Here is a 311-nt window from a genome sequence, read left to right as displayed (position 1 = left end):
GAATATGAATCTTTGTCCAATTGGTGTACCTGGTGAATTATATATAGATTCAGTGGGATTAGCAAAAGGGTATTTTAATAAGCCTAATAAAACAATTGAAGCTTTTATTCCGAACCCTTTTAATCCTATAGTTAATATATATAAAACAGGTGATATCGTTAAGTTGCTAGAGGATGGAAATATAGAGTTTTTACATCGGAAAGATGATCAAGTAAAAATTAGAGGACATCGTATTGAACTAGGAGAAATCCAAAGTAAAATTTCTCAAAATCATAATATAAAAGAAAATGCTGTTTTTGCTAAGAAGAGTA

At 29.3% G+C, this 311-nt stretch carries 1 protein-coding gene; it reads left to right on the top strand.

All coding sequences use genetic code 11. From position 1 onward, the window contains the following. The coding region (locus FE392_RS22595; RefSeq protein WP_319931924.1) for an AMP-binding protein at positions 1-311 on the top strand (311 nt) is incomplete at both ends.

This window comes from Xenorhabdus santafensis (assembly GCF_033949405.1).
GTDB classification, from domain to species: domain Bacteria; phylum Pseudomonadota; class Gammaproteobacteria; order Enterobacterales; family Enterobacteriaceae; genus Xenorhabdus; species Xenorhabdus santafensis.
The sequence above is the reverse complement of the archived record's forward strand: the minus strand, read 5'-3'. Positions and strand labels throughout refer to the sequence as shown.